The following is a 15,242-nucleotide window of genomic DNA, read 5'->3' as shown; positions in this document are numbered from 1 at the left end:
GACACGGTGGCCCGCTCTTCTAAAATCAAGGCGTGAACACCACTCTTAATATTTCAGCCTATAAATTCGTTGCCCTGCCTGACGCCGCAGAGCTTCGCGTCACCTTGCTTGAGCGCGCACTGGGCTTGCAACTCAAAGGCACGATTCTGCTGGCCGAAGAAGGCATTAATTTGTTTCTGGCCGGACCCGCCGAGGCGGTACGCGGGTTTGTGACCCAGTTGCAGGCCGATGCGCGCTTCTGCGATGTCGCGCCCAAAGAAAGCTGGTCAGACCACCAACCGTTCAAAAAAATGCTGGTCAAAGTCAAGAACGAGATCATCCGCATGGACCACCCCACCATCGTTCCGGCGGCGGGCCGCGCCCCAGCGGTCTCTGCCGCCACGGTGAAACGCTGGCTGGACCAGGGGCATGACGACAGTGGCAGGCCCGTCGTCACGCTGGACACACGCAACGACTTTGAAGTAGATCACGGCACGTTTGCGGGCGCCATTGACTGGCGCATCAGTAAATTCACCGAATTCCCGCAAGCGCTGCTCGACCACCAGACCGAACTGCAAGACAAAACCGTGGTGAGTTTTTGTACCGGCGGCATCCGTTGCGAGAAGGCGGCGATTTTGATGCGGGAAGCGGGGCTGGAGCATGTGTTTCAGCTTGAAGGCGGCATCCTCAAGTATTTCGAAGAAACCGACGGCTCGCATTACACAGGCAGCTGCTTTGTATTTGACGAACGCCGCGCCCTCAGCGCCGACTTATCCGTTACCAAATAAGTATAAAAACAGGCTGTAGCCCCCGTCTAATATGCGCAAGTAGCTATTAAATAAATAGCTACTTACAACCACCAGCGCAAGGGCGCCGCAACCGCCAGTTGGATTTAGCTGCGGAACTTGGCGGTGACTTCAGCCACGCGCTGGCCAAACAGTTTGGCGGTGTCCAGATCGCCTTGGGGCATTTCGGCGGGCGAAGAATCCGACGGCGACTGCGCCATGGCGCCGGCAAAAGAACCCACGTAGTTGATATCGTTGCGCTGTGCCGCCTTGGTGTTGCTGGGCATCAGCCCGGTGCCGACCCAGATGCCGCTCTGCTGCATGGCCAGGGTGAACAGATAGTGCAGCGTGGACAGCTTGTCGCCGTTCATGGTGGCGCTGTTGGTGAAGCCGGCAAAAACCTTGTCTTTCCAGGTCTGGCTGAACCAGGGCTTGCTGGAGGCGTCGGCAAATTTCTTGAACTGCCAACTCACGTTGCCCATGTAGGTGGGCGAACCCATGATGATGGCGTCGGCAGCGTTGAGCGTTTCCCAGTTCGCCTCCGTCAAATTGCCTTCTGCGTCAATGGCCACCAATTCGGCGCCCGCGCCTTCTGCCACGGCTTGTGCCATGCGCAGGGTGTGACCATAACCTGAGTGAAAAACTACTGCTACTTTTGCCATTAGAAAACTCCAGAAATAAGTAAGTTAAGAAAATTTAGGCGCTGAGATCAAACACCAGCACTTCGGCCTCTTGGGCGTGGTCCAGCGTGAGGAGACTCTCGTCTTCAATCAGCGCGGCGTCACCCGTGGCCAGCGCAACGCCATTGACGGCAAGCTCACCACGCACCAGGTGCACATAACACTTGCGCGCCGGGTCCAGCGTCAACTGGGCCGTTTGCTCGCCGTCAAACAAACCGGCGTACAAACACGCATCCGCGTGAATCAAGACGGAACCCTGGGCCCCATCGCGGGAGGCCACCAAGCGCAAGTTGCCCTGCTTCTCAGTATCTGCAAATGTCTTTTGCTCGTAGCTTGGCTGGATGCCCGTCACATTGGGCGCAATCCAGATTTGCAGCAAATGGGTGGTCTCGTCAGGCGCGTGATTGAACTCGCTGTGCTGCACGCCGGCCCCGGCGCTCATGCGCTGCACGTCGCCCGGCGGGATCGTCTTGACGTTGCCCATGCTGTCTTTGTGCGCCAGTAAGCCGCTCAACACATAGGTGACGATCTCCATGTCGCGATGGCCATGGGTGCCAAAGCCTTTGCCAGCGGCAATCCAGTCCTCGTTGATGACGCGCAGATTGCCCCAGCCCATGTGTTGCGGGTCGTAATAACCGGCAAACGAGAAACTGTGAAATGACTTGAGCCAACCGTGGTCGGCGTAGCCGCGATCTTTAGATTTCCTGACAATTAACATGACGAATGCTCCACAAATGGTTTGAACTCCTGAGCTGAACTTTAGCCCCTTCCAGGGTGTGCAACCATTCACGGGTTTGATGGCATCATTCAAATAATTCGAACCAAAAGGACAAACAAGTGCAAACCGCCCGCGATGTATTGACCCCTGATGCCCTGGCCATGCTGCAGACCATCGCAAGCACCGGCAGTTTTGCCGCGGCGGCCCGCGCCCTGGGCGTCGTGCCGAGCGCCCTGACCTACCGGGTGCGCCAGATTGAAGAGGCGCTGGACGTGCTGCTGTACGACCGCAGTTCGCGCCAGGCCCGTCTGACCGAAGCCGGGGCCGAACTACTGCGCGAAGGCACGCGACTGCTCAGCGAAATTGATGCGGTTGCCAACCGGGTCAAACGCGTGGCCACCGGCTGGGAGCCGCAACTGACGGTGGCGGTGGACAGCATCATCTCCAAAGCCACGGTGATGGAACTGTGTGAAAGCTTTTTTGCCCTCAATCCGCCCACCCGCATCAAACTGCTCGATGAAACCTTGTCAGGCACGCTCGCGGCGCTGACCTCGGGCCAGGCTGACCTGGCACTGGGGGTGCCCGAGTCCACCAACTACGCCGGAATTCACGGCGAACCGCTGGGTGATGTCAGCTTTGTCTATGCGGTGGCACCGCATCACCCGCTGGCCACGGCCGCGGAACCCCTGAGCGACGAGCTGATCCGGCAGCACCGCGCGGTGGCCGTGGCCGACACCATCGCCCGCGGCAACGGCCTGACCTTCGGCTTGCTGGGCGGACAGGACGTCTTCACCGTGGCGACCATGCAGGCCAAGCTTGATGCGCAACTGCGCGGACTGGGCGGTGGGTTCGTGCCCGAAAGCATGGCCCACAACTTCATCGAGACCGGGCGCCTGGTGGCAAAAAAGGTCGCCCGGCCGGAGCGCATTGTGCGGGTCAATTACGCGTGGCGCAACGTCACCAAGTCAGGCCCGGGTCGGGCCCTGAGTTGGTGGTTGAACCAATTAACCAGTCCTGCGACCCGCGCCGCTTTACTGGAGCGGCACCGAGGCGTGTAAAGTGCAAGACATAACACAACCCATGGAGATTCCGTTCATGACTCAATCCACATCCAAACCCGAAACAAAAAACATCGCCGTCATCGGGGCAGGCATGGCGGGCGTTAGTTGCGCCCGCACCCTGGCGCAAGCGGGCCACCAAGTCACCTTGTTCGAGAAAAGCCGGGGGATTGGGGGACGGATGGCCACGCGGAACAGCCCGTTTGGCACGTTTGACCTCGGAACCCAGTATTTCACCGTGCGCGACCCGCGCTTTGTGCAAGCGCTGGAAACCGTGCCGGGACTGTGCAAGCCCTGGAGCGCCAACAACGTGCGGGTCCTGGACGAGCACGGCCAGGTCGCCGCGAACGGACTGCACTCGACCGAAGCCCACTGGGTGCCGACGCCGGGCATGAACGCCCTGACCCGCAGCTGGGCAGAGCCCCTGGTGGAGCAACACCATGTTGAGCTGGAAACCAAGGTAACGCACCTGGAGCGTGATGCGCTCCATCCCAAACTTTGGCAGCTGCACACCGAGGGGCCGGGTGATGCGCGTCATGTGTTTGCGGGATTTGACGTCGTGCTGCTGGCCATGCCATCGGAGCAGACGCGTGCGTTGCTGCAAACCGCACAGCAGTTTGAGCGGATGGAGAAACAAATCGACAAAGTCAAAGTAACCCCTTGCTGGACCCTGATGCTGGCCTTTCCGCAGGCGGTACAGCCGGGCTTGACCACCTTGGGGCCACAGTGGAATGCCGCCCGCAGCACACACCACCGCATTGCCTGGCTGGCACGCGAATCAAGCAAGCCAGGGCGCAGCGTCGTGGAGCGCTGGACCGTGCAAGCCAGCGCGGCCTGGTCACAAGAGCATATCGATGACGATGCCGAGCGGGTGCAGGCCAAGCTGCTCAAAGCTTTTACCGAAGTCACCGGCATCCGGGCCGAGCCCGCCCACATTGACAGCCAGCGCTGGCGATATGCCCAAACCAGCCAGCCACTGGGCAAATCCCATCTGTGGGACGCCAAGATGGGCGTCGGCGCCTGCGGCGACTGGTGTCTTGGGCACCGGGTGGAAGATGCGTTTGTCTCAGGTTTGGAGCTGGCACTCGCTGTGGCATGACCGGCTACCGTGGAAGGTTTGCGCCTTCCCCCACCGGGCCGCTGCACGCCGGCTCACTGGTGGCAGCCCTGGCCAGTTGGCTGGACGCGCGCGCCCATGGCGGCCGTTGGCTGGTTCGCATCGAAGACGTGGACACACCGCGTTGCGTGCCGGGCACGGACCAGTTCATCCTGCAGCAACTCAGCGCCTGTGGCCTTCAGCCCGACGAGCCACCGGTGTGGCAATCGCAGCGCTCCGCGCACTACCAGCAGGCGCTGGACCAGTTGCTGACGAACGGACTGGCCTACCCCTGTGCTTGTTCCCGCAAAGACATTGAAACCGCGCTAAGCCGCCAGGGGCTGGGGCGCGAGCGTCATGGCGAGCTGATTTATCCGGGCACCTGCCGCACCGGGTTGCACGGCAAGACCGGACGCGCCTGGCGGATGCGGACTGATTCTTATGTATCAAATCGACCTCCAGCCCCCGTATTACCTGCGCAAATAGCTATCGAAATAGTAGCAAATTCAATCATCCGCTGGCGCGACCGTCGCCTGGGACCGCAACAGCAGGATGTGTCGGCCGAGGTTGGCGACTTTGTGCTCCGGCGTGCCGATGGCTGCTTTGCCTACCAGCTCGCGGTGGTGGTGGACGACGCGGCGCAAGGTGTCACCGACGTGGTGCGTGGCGAGGATCTGGTCGACAACACGGCACGGCAGATTGGGTTGCAGCAGTGTTTAGGACTGCCAACGCCGCGCTATCTGCACACGCCCTTGGTGTTGGGCGAGGACGGTGAAAAGCTCTCCAAACAGAACGGGGCGCGGAGGCTGGATTTATCTGATCCGCTGGCGGCGCTGAACACGGCTGCTGGTTTATTGGGGTTGCCGGTTGGTTCGGGATGCGTTGCGGAGGCGCTTGCGGCTTGGGTGGTGGCATGGGGGTTTTTGTTTCCGCTAACTTTTCCCCCACTCACGCCTCCAACCCCTCTCCCGCCCCGCCGGGCGGAAGAAGGGAGCCTCATTTGGCCGCGTCTTTAAAGATGCCCGGTCATCTTGACGGCTTGGGCTGTCGTGGCGACGCGCGGCGGCGCGGGTGCTTGGAAAACCTCAAAATTCAAGACCCCAAATTAGCCTATTTACAATCGATCCCCGTGAACGATACAAACATCCCCACTCCCACCGCCCCTGACAACCCACCCAGCGCGCGCAGCCCCCGCATCCGGGGCAGCATGCCCGAGGGCGTGGCTTATCCCAAGGAAATCAAGAGCTTTGTGCGGCGTGCGGGTCGCGTTACCACCGGCCAGACCAAAGCCTTTGAGGATCTTGGCCCCCAGTTTTTGCTCCCGTACCAGGCAAGCGCTATTGATTTTGCAGCAGCCTTCGTATACGCGACGGGGGCTGAAGGTCAAAACGATCTAAAACCCCGGCCGGTGATCCTGGAAATCGGCTTCGGCATGGGCGAAGCCACCGCCCACATTGCGGCCGTGATGCCGGAGAAAAACTTCTTGTGTTGCGAGGTGCACGAGCCGGGTGTCGGCGCCCTGCTCAAGCGCATTGGTGAACAGAGCTTGCGCAACATCCGCATCGTGGCGCACGACGCCGTCGAGGTGATCGACAACATGCTGCCGCTGCAAAGTCTGGACGGCGTGCACATCTTTTTTCCCGACCCCTGGCACAAGAAAAAACACAACAAGCGCCGCCTGATCCAGACGCCACTCATTGCCAAGCTGGCCGCCCGCCTCAAGGTCGGTGGCTACCTGCACTGCGCCACCGACTGGCAGCCTTATGCCGAGCAAATTCTGGAAGTGCTCAGCGCGGAGCCGCTGCTGAAAAACACGGCGATCCAAGCCCACCCGGAACTGGCCGGCTACGCGCCCAAACCGCATTACCGTCCGTTAACCAAGTTCGAAAACCGCGGCATCAAACTCGGGCACGGTGTCTGGGATGTGGTGTTTGAACGGGTAGCGTTTTGACCCCCACGCTGGTCACGCTGTGTACTGCACTGCCCCCCAAGGGGGCTCGCCTTGCTTGGGGCGGCCCGGCGCGGCGGCGTCTGTCGTAGCGCTGCCCGAACCCATGACCCAGCCTGCCGGCCATTTCGTGCCGCCCGCCCGCCATGGCGTGGGGCCCAGTTGCATCGGGCTCCCCGCCGGAGCCTGGCCGACCACCCTGGATTTTTTGACCGAGCGGTTCCCGGCCATCTCGCGCGACGTCTGGTGTCAGCGCATGGTCGAAGGCGATGTGGTGGATGAGCACGGCGTGCCGGTCACACCGCTCAGCCCCTACCAGAGCCACGTCCGCGTCTACTACTACCGCGCAGTGCCGGATGAGCCGCGTATCCCGTTTGAAGAGGTCATTCTGTTTCAGGATGAGCAGTTGGTGGTGGTCGACAAACCGCATTTCCTGCCGGTGGTCCCCTCCGGCGGCTACCTGACCGAGACCGTGCTGGTGCGGCTCAAGCAAAAACTGGGCATCGACACACTCGTGCCGGTGCACCGCATTGACCGCGATACGGCGGGCCTGGTGATGTTTTCGGTGCAGCCCGAAACCCGTGCCTGTTACCACGCCCTGTTCAGCCAGCGCAACGTCAAAAAAACCTACGAAGCCATTGCACCGTGGCGCGACGATTTGGAATTACCCCTCACCCGGACCAGCCGCATTGTGGAAGCCGGTCACTTCATGCTGCAACACGAAGTGGACGGCTCACCCAACGCCATCACCCATGTGAACGTGCTGGAGGTGCGGGGCCAGCGGGCCCGCTATGCCCTCAGCCCCGTTACCGGCAAGCGCCACCAGCTGCGCGTCCACATGGCGGCGCTGGGCCTGCCCATCGTTGGCGATGGTCTGTATCCGATCCTCACGCCCGAGGGGCAAATCGATTACGCGAACCCCCTGCAACTGCTGGCCAAAAGCATTGAATTTATCGACCCGGTCACAGGGCAAGTCCAACGGTTTGAAAGCCGGCGCACGCTGCAGGCGCTGGCTACGGCTGAAATCTTGCTGAACGCAGCCACGCCCTGATCACCGGTGTGCACGGTGCAGAGACTGGGCGGCAACCCTCAGATTGCCTTTATTTCAGGCCCATGCAGTTCGCATAAAAGGTCACCGTCGCCGGCCAGTCGCTGAAGATGCCGCGAATGCCGACCTGCCTGGCCAGTACATCGAGCACCCGCATCGTGTCACCCTCCCGTTTGATTGCGCTGTCAAAGCTCTGGTAGAAAAAGCCGTTGTTACCATCGGCCAGGATGCCGGAGCGCTCCAGCGACCAGGGGATGATGCCCAGCCCTGCCCCTTTGGCATCTTTCGCATACTGAGACGGGACAAGATTGCCGTCGGCATCGGTGGTGAGCAGCGCAAAGAGCGGCGGCGCCACGATGTTGATACCCTGCGCCTTGTAACGGGCCAGCTCCGCCGCGTCCGGCAGGTCGCTCACGCGATTGGCAGCATCCAGGTAAACCGCCTGCTTCCCGAAAGCGGGCTCATGGGCTAGCCAGTAAAGGATGTCGGCCTTGTTAAACGACTGCGCAAACACTCGCTGCGCGGGCACCTTGGCTTGCTTGTACTCGTCGATCATCTTCTGCGCATAGGCTTCCTGGGTAAAGCCGTCAAAGGGCATCGTGACGCTCGCGCTTTTGAGTTCAGGCGTCATCTTCACCCCGAGCTGCTTGAACAGCGCGATGCTTTCCTGGTGCGAGAGCAGCGAACCGCTGGTCGGACCGGAATAGAGATCCGTGCGCCAACTGGCGGTACCGGAGAGGTACTCCGCGACGGTTTTGGCGCGGGGGTTGAAGGCGTCCATCTTGCCGCGCAAGGTCTTGAACTCGGCCAGTGTGATGTCGCTGGTGCGGCATTCGGCACTCGCCGGTGTCGTCACCTGGCCACTGGCATCGACTACGGCTGGCGTGAACGGCTGGGTGCATTTGGCCGCCAGGTCGGTGGCCAAAATGTTGGTCGTGGTGTGCAGGTCGTTCTGTGCGTGACGGCACACCAGTTCCTTATCTTTGGTGAAGGTGACATCGCACTCAACAATGCCTGCGCCCGTGCGGGACGCCGCCTCATAGGATTCCCGGGTGTGTTCGGGAAACTGCAGCGCCGCACCACGATGGCCGATCGAGAAATCAGTGCGGGTGAATTGCGCCCGGTTCTTGCAGGCCTGCAGCTGCTGCTTGAGCGGGCTGTTGCTCATGTCGTCCACCAAGAAGAACGGACGCGGACCGAGCTGCACGCTGGGGCCACGCGCGTCGGTCGGATGCCACTTGGGCGAAACATCGCTTTTGGGCACAGCCGACGCCAGGCCGGGCAACAGGCCGGCGAAGCAGGCAAGGGTCAGCGAAAACAAAGAACGGCGCATGGAGTCTCCCGGGTAGTGTTTTACACGGTAGTGGGCGCCGGTGACAGCAAGATGACGTACAGGAATAACGAATGCACGCATAGCCACGCCACGCCCCCGCAGATCAAGCCTCTGCCGCGGATTAAAGACTGGCCACAGTTATATGATTCACTTACAATGCATCATATAACTTCAAAAGGTTTTTTTCATGAGTTCCTGTGCCACCAACCACGTCACACCCGAAGCCATCTATCCGTTTGATGCGCGCGGCGTTGCCAAGCGTTTCCGTCATGCCGCCATTTTTGGGGCGCTCGATTCGCTACAACCGGGCGAGACCATGCGCTTTTGCAATGATCACGATCCGATCCCCCTGCTGCACCAACTTACCGCCCGCTACGGCGACGCGGTGTCCATTGAATACGTGCAGCGTGAACCGGGCGCCATCGTCATCGACTTCGCCCGCCTCTGATCGCTACAGCAAGCCCCAGCTGGCTGAATGCGTGAACGCCACGCCCACGATGTAGCCCACAGTCAGCAGCGCCGCCACAAAATACACCGGTCTCTGTGACACCGGTGTCTTGATGCCCAAGGCGCGACTGCCGAGCAGGATGTAGAGCACCAGCGCCAGCACCTTGGCGGTCAGCCAGCCATTTACAAACGGGTATTGCCCGATGCGCCAGGCCAGCCAAAGCGCCGAGCCAAGCAGCAGCGTGTCCACCAAGTGCGGCGCCACGCGGAGCCAACGCCAGCGACGCCATGGCTGCGCCATCAACTCCAACGTGCCACGCAAGACAAACAGACTGACACTGGTCACCACACAAGTGACGTGCAGGTGTTTCAACAAAAGATATTCCAAACCTCTTCTCCCGATAGACCGACGCGCCAGATGGCGTCAACCCGATTCAAACGACTCGCCCATGCACCGCAAAGGCCGATGAATGCTACTCAAACACGGGCACACCACAGAGCGCAAGCCCGCCAATGCCCACAAATCCATAGCGGACAAAAACCACTGACTCTTGAACTTGCAGTTGAAGAGACATAGGATATATATGTATTAAACCCATGTCCCGGTCTCTTGAAGCCCAACGCATCCGCAACTACTTTTGACGTCAGGAATTTCATGCATCTCAACATACTTCTACTCGAAGACATCCATGCCAGCGCCACGCCCATTTTGCAGGGCATGGCGGGGGCCAACATCGTGCGCTTGAAACATGCCCCCTCCGTCAGCGAGTTGCAAACCCTGCTGGCCGATGTCCATGTGCTGGGGCTGCGCTCGCGCACCCCCCTCACGCGCGAGGTACTGGCGCATGCGCCCAAACTGCTCGCGGTGGGGGCCTATTGCACCGGCACCAACAACCTTGATCTGGTCGCCGCAACCGAGCTGGGCGTTGCCGTCTTCAACGGCCCGTTCTCCAACACCCGATCGGTGGCGGAGTTGGTCATTGGCCACGCCATCCACCTGTTGCGCCGCGTGCCGGAACGCCATGCCGCCGCCCGGCGTGGCGTCTGGATGAAGGATGCCAAAGGCGCCAATGAAATTCGCGGCAAAACGCTCGGCATTGTGGGCTACGGCAAGATTGGCACCCAGACCGGGCTGCTGGCCGAGGCCATCGGCATGCGGGTGATCTATTTCGACATTGAAGCGCGTCTGCCCCTGGGCAATGCAGCCCCCACGGCCAGCCTGGAAGCGCTGCTGATTGAGGCCGATGTGGTGACCCTGCATGTGCCCCAAACCGAACGGACCAAGAACCTCATCAATGCGCAGCGCCTGGCCCAGATGAAAGACGGCGCCGTGCTGATCAACCTGGCACGCGGCCATGCGGTGGACATTGAGGCTTTGGTCGAAGCGCTGGCCGGGCCGCGCCTGCGTGGTGCTGCGCTGGACGTGTTTCCGCGTGAACCAGCGTCGGCGGCTGAAGCCTTCGAGTCGCCGTTGCAGGCTTTTGACAAGGTGATCCTGACACCCCACGTCGGCGGCTCCACCGTGGAAGCGCAGCGCAACCTGGGCGTTGAAGTGTCCGAAAAACTGCGCGACTACCTGATGGTGGGCGCCATCCGCGGCAGCGTCAATCTGCCCGAACTCTCGGTGGGTTCGCTGCGTGCACCTTCGCGTCTGGTCCATATCCATCATGACCGACCCGGTGTCATGGCGCATGTCAACAGTGCGCTCAGTGCGGCGGACCTCAACGTGTCGCTGCTGCATCTGGAAACCCAGGGTGGCTTTGGCGTGGCGGTGATCGATGTCAGCGCCGCCATGGATGCGGCCACGCTGGCCAATCTGCGCGCCATTGAAGGCACGGTGCGGGTGTTCACCGTGCTGTCATCGGCCACCTGATCAGCGGCACATCAACCGTCTTTGCCGTCGAGCCGGGTGCTCATCAGCCAGGGCGTGAACTGCCACAAATAGATCAAAAATGCAGCGCTCCAGACCACCGCTGCCGCAATGAGCGAGACCCCCAGCAGCCCGGGTGCCAGCAGGGGCAACAGCACGCGCAGCACAGCGGCGGTCATCACCAGCGCGTAGGCCAGTACCTCGGGGTTCGACGCCTTCAAGGGCCGGCCGGTGTGACCGCGAGCGGTACGGGTGATCATGCCGATGATGAGACCGCCGGTGGCTCCGACCGCCAGCGCATGCACACCGGACGAAACGGGCACCAGGCCGATCTGGGCCAGTGCCAGCAACCCCAGTCCGACCGGAATCCAGGCATAGGCGGCATGCAGAATCCACAAAATGGGACGTTTGACTGTGAGCGCAGGACGCCAGCTGGCCAAGCGTTTGAGATGCAGCACACTGGCCAGTGCAAGGACCAACAGACTCACCACACCGTTTGGCGCAAACACCCAGAGCGCCAAACCCAAGCCGGTAGCGCCCAGCGTGACCCGTTCGACCCATACCGTGGCGATCAGCTTCAAACCCGGCGTGACGGCCATGGTGAACGCCGGAATAACACGCCCGGCCATCACGCACTCAATCATCACGATCAATGCCAAACCAGCATACAAAGGCGTGATGGCGGGCAGATTCAGCGCACCCATCGCCGCCAGATGAAAGAACAGATTGGCGGACGCCAGCAACGCCAGAATCAGGGCCAGCGGCAGGTTGCGGTAATTGCGCGCACGCAGCAAGAGCGTGAGCAAAATGGCAGCCACCAGCGGCAACAGCGCCATATCCAGCACCGCATACAGCGCGTAGGACCCCAGTACCGAGGCCACGCGTGCCGCCAGCCACAGCACGACCAAGCCACCCAGCCAGGCGCCGCGCGGCGTGGCGAGCCCGGTCCACGCCTTGCCGGCCGTCAGCAAAAACCCCACGATGATGGCCACCGCAAAGCCGAACAACATTTCATGTGCGTGCCACAGCAGGGGTGGCACGGCAGGCGTTAACGGCAGCTGGCCGAGAAACATGGCCACCCACAGCGGCACGATCAGGGCCGCGAGCAAGGCCCCAGCGACATAAAAAGGCCGAAAACCCAGCCGCAAAAAAGGCATGCCCTTTTGCATCTGTGCAGCGGCTTTGACTTCGGAGAAGATGGGCAACGAATTTGTTTTCATGGCAATGTAATGACGTAGATGGCAAATATTTTTCAATTAATGTATTCTACATATATCTTAATATTTAATGTGTCATAAAATGACATGTAACAGCAACAATAAAGGCCTCTGATGAGACTGACAGACTACACCGACTACACCTTGCGGGTTTTGATGTTCTGCGCTCTCAACCCTGAGCGCTCGATCACCATTGCTGAACTGGCCGAAAGCCACGCGGTCTCCAAAAACCATTTAATGAAGATCGTCAACGATCTGGCGCGCCAAGGTTTGCTGCAGACCACGCGCGGGCGCGGCGGTGGTTTGCGCCTGCTCAAGGCAGCGGCCGACATCAATATTGGTGACGTGGTGCGAAAATCCGAGACAGATTTCCGGATGGTGGAGTGTTTTGATGCCAGCCACAACGCCTGCACGCTCACCGCTCACTGCCAGTTAAAGCAGGTTTTCAAGACCGCGCTGCAAATGTATCTGGCCGAACTGGACAAGGTGACCTTGGCCGACATCACCCGCCCGAAGCATGGCAGAACGCAAACCATTGACCGCAGCATCAGCCTGATTCCCGTGAGCGAGATCAAACGATTGCCGGTCAAAAAGCCAGCCCGGACCAAGACTGCGCTCAAAAAATAGCCCACGATCCAGACGGGCTCTGTTCAAAAAATTTCCGGTAACCACGGGAGAACTGGCTGAATCCAGCGAACCAGGGCAATAGCTGCTATCGTGCCAAATTTGAGCTAAGCACACCGTGCAAGCACATCAGTACACCCACACCGTCGGAGCCAAGACTTACGCCTTTTGCGACTTGAAAGACCTGATGGCCAAGGCCACCCCGGAACGTTCCGGCGACCGGCTGGCCGGGGTGGCGGCTCACAGTGCCGAAGAACGCGCCGTGGCACAAATGGCGCTGGCCGAGTTGCCGCTGGCCATCTTCTTGAGCGAAGTACTGATCCCGTATGAAAACGACGAAATCACGCGCCTGATCATCGACAGCCACGACGCCGCCGCCTTTGCCCCCGTTAGTCATCTGACCGTGGGTGACTTTCGCAACTGGCTGCTGGGCGACGACGTGGACAGTGCCATGCTGACCGCACTGGCGCCCGGCATCACACCGGAAATGGCGGCCGCCGTGTGCAAGATCATGCGCAACCAGGACCTGATTCTGGTGGCAAAAAAGTGCCAAGTGGTGACCACATTCCGCAACACCATCGGGCTACCAGGCCGCCTGTCCACCCGCTTGCAGCCGAACCACCCGACCGATGACGCCACCGGCATCGCCGCCAGCCTGCTGGACGGTTTGCTGTACGGCAGTGGCGATGCGGTGATCGGCATCAATCCGGCCACCGACAACGTGCCGCAAGCCATCAAGCTGGTGACAATGATGAATGACATCATCCAACAGTATGAAATCCCGACCCAGTCCTGTGTACTGACGCATGTCACCAACACGATTGAAGCCATCAACCGCGGTGCACCGGTGGACCTGGTATTCCAGTCGATCGGCGGCACCGAGGCCACCAACCGCAGCTTCGGCGTCAGCCTGAAACTGCTGGAGGAGGCGCGCAGCGCGGCCTTGTCGTTGCAGCGCGGCACGGTCGGCGACAACGTCATGTATTTCGAAACCGGTCAGGGCAGCGCCTTGTCGGCCAACGCGCATCAAGGGATCGACCAGCAAACCTGCGAAGCGCGCGCCTATGCGGTGGCGCGCCACTTCAAGCCGCTGCTGGTCAATTCGGTGGTCGGCTTCATCGGACCGGAATACCTGTTCGACGGCAAGCAAATCATCCGCGCCGGGCTGGAAGACCACTTTTGCGGCAAGCTGCTCGGCCTGCCGATGGGCTGCGATGTTTGTTACACCAACCATGCCGAGGCCGACCAGAACGACATGGACGTGCTGCTGACGCTGCTCGGCGTGGCCGGCTGCAACTTTGTGATGGGGGTGCCGGGCGCGGACGACATCATGCTCAATTACCAGAGCACGTCGTTTCACGACGCGCTGTATGCCCGTCGCGTTTTAGGTCTGCGGCCGGCGCCGGAATTCGAGGCCTGGTTGCAAAGGATGCAGATCTTCAGCGGCGACAAGCAGTTCCGGCTGAATCCTGCTTTGCCGCCAGCGTTCCAGAAAGCGTTGTTGCGTCTGCCTTAACGTGAAAGTTGGCCTGCCATGAAAAATCAGCCATCACCCGCCATCGCCAACCCGTGGGCAATCCTGCGCCAGTTTACCGATGCCCGTATCGCGCTCGGGCGCGCCGGCGTGAGCTTGCCGACTGCCGCGCATCTGGAGTTCCAGTTGGCCCATGCCAAGGCGCGCGATGCGGTGCATCTGGCACTGGACGTCGCGCACTTGGCGAACACCTTGAACGCATCGCCGCAAACCCATGGTGCGCCCTGCCTCACGCTGCACAGTGCGGCCGCCGACCGCAGCACTTATCTGCGGCGCCCCGACCTGGGACGCCGGCTCGACGCGGCATCGCGGCAGGCACTGGCGGTCCTGAGGAACGGCGAAAAGACACAGTCCGATCATCCTTACGACCTCGCCTTCGTGGTGGTGGATGGCCTGTCGGCCGTCGCCATCGAGCAAAGCGCGGCGCCCTTTCTACGCGTGCTGCAACGCCATATCGCCGAAGAAAACTGGTCCATCGCACCGATTTGCATCGTCCAGCAAGGCCGGGTTGCCGTCGGCGACGAAGTCGCCGAGCTGCTGGGCGCCAAGGCGGTGGTGGTATTGATCGGTGAACGGCCGGGCTTGAGTTCACCCGACAGCATGGGCTTGTACCTGACATGGATGCCGCGCGTCGGCCTGCTGGATGCCAGCCGCAATTGCATCTCCAACGTGCGCCCGGCCGGACTGAGCTATGAGGAAGCCGCTTACAAATTGCACCACTTGTTGTCAGCGTCACGCCGTCGGCAATTGTCCGGCGTCGACCTCAAGGATGAAACGGGAGCCGCCCCTGACTTGGCGGTAGCAAATCGAAAAAATTTCCTGCTGAAATAAGCGATCGCTCCAAACGGAGCCGAACTGACGATGAAGAGGCCCTTGTTCTCAAGCGCACAATACCGGGTTTCGCT

General features: G+C 60.8%; 16 protein-coding genes. 11 read left to right on the top strand and 5 right to left on the bottom strand.

Annotated features, from left to right (window positions below):
* The first annotated feature begins 32 nt into the window (after positions 1 to 32).
* On the top strand, positions 33 to 767 hold the full coding sequence (locus tag HHJ17_RS17070; protein WP_296499627.1) for a sulfurtransferase: 735 nt from the start codon (positions 33 to 35) through the stop codon (positions 765 to 767).
* 104 nt (positions 768 to 871) lie between these two features.
* On the opposite strand, the gene HHJ17_RS17065 is transcribed toward HHJ17_RS17070, so the two are convergent.
* Positions 872 to 1,426: a flavodoxin family protein gene (locus tag HHJ17_RS17065; RefSeq protein ID WP_296499626.1), complete on the bottom strand. Its 555-nt coding sequence runs from the start codon at positions 1,424 to 1,426 to the stop codon at positions 872 to 874.
* Between the two features lie 34 nt (positions 1,427 to 1,460).
* Entirely contained in the window at positions 1,461 to 2,162 is a 702-nt protein-coding gene (locus HHJ17_RS17060) for a pirin family protein (protein WP_296499624.1), read from the bottom strand.
* 119 nt (positions 2,163 to 2,281) lie between these two features.
* Here HHJ17_RS17060 and HHJ17_RS17055 point away from each other — a divergent pair, with 119 nt between their 5' ends.
* The 5 genes from HHJ17_RS17055 to HHJ17_RS17035 all read left to right on the top strand — a co-directional run bounded on the left by HHJ17_RS17055 (position 2,282) and on the right by HHJ17_RS17035 (position 7,315).
* Positions 2,282 to 3,220 (top strand): LysR family transcriptional regulator, encoded by a 939-nt coding sequence (locus HHJ17_RS17055; protein WP_296499623.1) that lies wholly within the window; start codon positions 2,282 to 2,284, stop codon positions 3,218 to 3,220.
* A gap of 37 nt (positions 3,221 to 3,257) precedes the next feature.
* Positions 3,258 to 4,319 (top strand): FAD-dependent oxidoreductase, encoded by a 1,062-nt coding sequence (locus HHJ17_RS17050; protein ID WP_366557558.1) that lies wholly within the window; start codon positions 3,258 to 3,260, stop codon positions 4,317 to 4,319.
* Positions 4,316 to 5,332 carry a tRNA glutamyl-Q(34) synthetase GluQRS gene (gene gluQRS / locus HHJ17_RS17045; RefSeq protein WP_296506665.1) on the top strand — a complete coding sequence of 339 codons (1,017 nt, stop codon included), beginning with the start codon at positions 4,316 to 4,318 and terminating at the stop codon, positions 5,330 to 5,332. Before HHJ17_RS17050 ends, gluQRS begins: the two co-directional genes overlap by 4 nt.
* A gap of 191 nt (positions 5,333 to 5,523) precedes the next feature.
* A complete protein-coding gene (gene trmB / locus HHJ17_RS17040) occupies positions 5,524 to 6,267 on the top strand; it encodes a tRNA (guanosine(46)-N7)-methyltransferase TrmB (protein WP_296506851.1) in 744 nt (247 codons plus the stop codon).
* 103 nt (positions 6,268 to 6,370) lie between these two features.
* Positions 6,371 to 7,315, top strand: coding sequence for a pseudouridine synthase (locus tag HHJ17_RS17035; RefSeq protein WP_296506663.1), 945 nt, complete (start codon positions 6,371 to 6,373; stop codon positions 7,313 to 7,315).
* Between the two features lie 49 nt (positions 7,316 to 7,364).
* On the opposite strand, the gene HHJ17_RS17030 is transcribed toward HHJ17_RS17035, so the two are convergent.
* Positions 7,365 to 8,645 carry a glycerophosphodiester phosphodiesterase family protein gene (locus HHJ17_RS17030; protein WP_296506661.1) on the bottom strand — a complete coding sequence of 427 codons (1,281 nt, stop codon included), beginning with the start codon at positions 8,643 to 8,645 and terminating at the stop codon, positions 7,365 to 7,367.
* A gap of 187 nt (positions 8,646 to 8,832) precedes the next feature.
* On the opposite strand from HHJ17_RS17030, the gene HHJ17_RS17025 reads away from it, so the two are divergent.
* A complete protein-coding gene (locus tag HHJ17_RS17025) occupies positions 8,833 to 9,093 on the top strand; it encodes a DUF2249 domain-containing protein (protein WP_296499619.1) in 261 nt (86 codons plus the stop codon).
* A 3-nt stretch (positions 9,094 to 9,096) separates the two neighbouring features.
* Here the strand turns inward: HHJ17_RS17025 and HHJ17_RS17020 are convergent, their stop codons facing one another.
* On the bottom strand, positions 9,097 to 9,468 hold the full coding sequence (locus tag HHJ17_RS17020) for a SirB2 family protein (RefSeq protein WP_296506659.1): 372 nt from the start codon (positions 9,466 to 9,468) through the stop codon (positions 9,097 to 9,099).
* Between the two features lie 279 nt (positions 9,469 to 9,747).
* Here HHJ17_RS17020 and serA point away from each other — a divergent pair, with 279 nt between their 5' ends.
* Complete coding sequence (gene serA, locus HHJ17_RS17015; RefSeq protein ID WP_296506657.1) at positions 9,748 to 10,965, top strand: phosphoglycerate dehydrogenase; 1,218 nt, start codon at positions 9,748 to 9,750, stop codon at positions 10,963 to 10,965.
* 11 nt (positions 10,966 to 10,976) lie between these two features.
* Here serA and HHJ17_RS17010 read toward each other — a convergent pair whose 3' ends face one another.
* Positions 10,977 to 12,182: an NnrS family protein gene (locus tag HHJ17_RS17010; RefSeq protein WP_296506655.1), complete on the bottom strand. Its 1,206-nt coding sequence runs from the start codon at positions 12,180 to 12,182 to the stop codon at positions 10,977 to 10,979.
* A gap of 111 nt (positions 12,183 to 12,293) precedes the next feature.
* Between HHJ17_RS17010 and HHJ17_RS17005 the strand changes: the two genes are divergently transcribed.
* The 3 genes from HHJ17_RS17005 (at position 12,294) to eutC (ending at position 15,168) form a co-directional block, all read left to right on the top strand.
* Positions 12,294 to 12,806 carry an Rrf2 family transcriptional regulator gene (locus HHJ17_RS17005; RefSeq protein ID WP_296499614.1) on the top strand — a complete coding sequence of 171 codons (513 nt, stop codon included), beginning with the start codon at positions 12,294 to 12,296 and terminating at the stop codon, positions 12,804 to 12,806.
* A 115-nt stretch (positions 12,807 to 12,921) separates the two neighbouring features.
* Positions 12,922 to 14,319: an ethanolamine ammonia-lyase subunit EutB gene (locus HHJ17_RS17000; RefSeq protein ID WP_296499613.1), complete on the top strand. Its 1,398-nt coding sequence runs from the start codon at positions 12,922 to 12,924 to the stop codon at positions 14,317 to 14,319.
* 18 nt (positions 14,320 to 14,337) lie between these two features.
* Positions 14,338 to 15,168, top strand: a complete 831-nt coding sequence (gene eutC, locus HHJ17_RS16995) for an ethanolamine ammonia-lyase subunit EutC (protein ID WP_296499611.1) — start codon at positions 14,338 to 14,340, stop codon at positions 15,166 to 15,168.
* Positions 15,169 to 15,242 lie beyond the last annotated feature (74 nt).

It is taken from the genome of Rhodoferax sp. (genome assembly GCF_012927445.1).
Lineage (GTDB): Bacteria > Pseudomonadota > Gammaproteobacteria > Burkholderiales > Burkholderiaceae_C > Rhodoferax.
The sequence above is the reverse complement of the archived record's forward strand: the minus strand, read 5'-3'. Positions and strand labels throughout refer to the sequence as shown.

What these genes read in the sequence shown, in the direction of transcription:
- HHJ17_RS17065 (WP_296499626.1), bottom strand. Translation starts at nt 1,426, where the DNA reads ATGGCAAAAGTAGCAGTAGTTTTTCACTCAGGTTATGGTCACACCCTG.
- HHJ17_RS17060 (WP_296499624.1), bottom strand. Translation starts at nt 2,162, where the DNA reads ATGTTAATTGTCAGGAAATCTAAAGATCGCGGCTACGCCGACCACGGT.
- HHJ17_RS17050 (WP_366557558.1), top strand. Translation starts at nt 3,258, where the DNA reads ATGACTCAATCCACATCCAAACCCGAAACAAAAAACATCGCCGTCATC.
- gluQRS (WP_296506665.1), top strand. Translation starts at nt 4,316, where the DNA reads ATGACCGGCTACCGTGGAAGGTTTGCGCCTTCCCCCACCGGGCCGCTG.
- trmB (WP_296506851.1), top strand. Translation starts at nt 5,524, where the DNA reads ATGCCCGAGGGCGTGGCTTATCCCAAGGAAATCAAGAGCTTTGTGCGG.
- HHJ17_RS17035 (WP_296506663.1), top strand. Translation starts at nt 6,371, where the DNA reads ATGACCCAGCCTGCCGGCCATTTCGTGCCGCCCGCCCGCCATGGCGTG.
- HHJ17_RS17030 (WP_296506661.1), bottom strand. Translation starts at nt 8,645, where the DNA reads ATGCGCCGTTCTTTGTTTTCGCTGACCCTTGCCTGCTTCGCCGGCCTG.
- HHJ17_RS17025 (WP_296499619.1), top strand. Translation starts at nt 8,833, where the DNA reads ATGAGTTCCTGTGCCACCAACCACGTCACACCCGAAGCCATCTATCCG.
- serA (WP_296506657.1), top strand. Translation starts at nt 9,748, where the DNA reads ATGCATCTCAACATACTTCTACTCGAAGACATCCATGCCAGCGCCACG.
- HHJ17_RS17010 (WP_296506655.1), bottom strand. Translation starts at nt 12,182, where the DNA reads ATGAAAACAAATTCGTTGCCCATCTTCTCCGAAGTCAAAGCCGCTGCA.
- HHJ17_RS17005 (WP_296499614.1), top strand. Translation starts at nt 12,294, where the DNA reads ATGAGACTGACAGACTACACCGACTACACCTTGCGGGTTTTGATGTTC.
- eutC (WP_296499611.1), top strand. Translation starts at nt 14,338, where the DNA reads ATGAAAAATCAGCCATCACCCGCCATCGCCAACCCGTGGGCAATCCTG.